This window comes from Streptomyces niphimycinicus (genome assembly GCF_018883605.1).
Classification (GTDB): domain Bacteria; phylum Actinomycetota; class Actinomycetes; order Streptomycetales; family Streptomycetaceae; genus Streptomyces; species Streptomyces niphimycinicus.
The window spans coordinates 1-1091 of record NZ_JAHLEM010000674.1; the positions used below are offsets into that span (position 1 = coordinate 1).

At 72.2% G+C, this 1091-nt stretch carries 1 protein-coding gene; it reads left to right on the plus strand.

The genetic code is table 11. From position 1 onward, the window contains the following. The coding region (locus tag KN815_RS39800; protein ID WP_253209534.1) for an AAA family ATPase at positions 1-974 on the plus strand (974 nt) is incomplete at its 5' end. Positions 975-1091: the final 117 nt, after the last annotated feature.

Consider the following 1091-nt stretch of genomic DNA (forward strand, 5'->3'; position numbering starts at 1 on the left):
CGCCGCTGATGGGACCCGCCGTGGTGGGCGCGGGCGGCGCCCGCGCCCGGGCCGGTCTGCCCTCCCAGCCCGGCCCCTCGGATCCGGTGCTGCTGGAGAGCGCGCTCCAGGAGCTGGAGCGCATGGTCGGCCTGGAGCCGGTCAAGCGGCAGGTGCGGGCGCTGTCGGCACAGCTCCATATGGCGCGGCTGCGCGCCGGGCAGGGCCTGCCGGTCCAGCCGCCCAAGCGGCACTTCGTCTTCTCCGGCCCCTCCGGCACCGGCAAGACCACCGTGGCCCGCATCCTCGGCCGGGTCTTCTACGCCCTCGGGCTGCTCGGCGGCGACCATCTGGTGGAGGCCGGGCGCGCCGATCTGGTCGGCGAATACCTGGGCCAGACGGCGGTGAAGGCCAATGAGCTGATCGACTCGGCGCTCGGCGGGGTGCTCTTCGTCGACGAGGCGTACTCCCTGTCCAACTCGGGCTACAGCAAGGGCGACGCGTACGGCGACGAGGCGCTCCAGGTGCTGCTCAAGCGCGCCGAGGACAACCGCGACCGGCTCGTGGTGATCCTCGCCGGCTACCCCGAGGGCATGGACCGGCTGCTGGCCGCCAACCCCGGCCTCGGCTCCCGCTTCACCACCCGCGTCGACTTCCCCAGCTACCGCCCGCTGGAGCTCACCCGCATCGGTGAGGTGCTGGCGGCGGAGAACGGGGATGTGTGGGACGAGGAGGCAGTGGAGGAGCTGCGCAGCATCAGCGGCCATGTGGTGGACCAGAGCTGGATCGACGAGCTGGGGAACGGGCGGTTCCTGCGCACGCTGTACGAGAAGAGTTGCGCGTATCGGGATCTGCGGCTGTCCGGCTGGAGCGGTACGCCTACGCGTGACGACCTCGCGACGCTGCGGCTGCCGGATCTGATGCAGGCGTACGGGGAGGTCTTGTCCGGTCGCGGTCCGATGTACCGCGACCCCCAGGACCCGCCCCTGGGGTAGCACGCGCCTGCGGCGGGCTTCGGGCGTGTCCTCAATCGCCGGACGGGCTGAAATCAGCCCCTCCGGCGTTTGAGGAGCGGGGTCCGGGGCGGAGCCCCGGTTGTGGGAAGGGGCGGG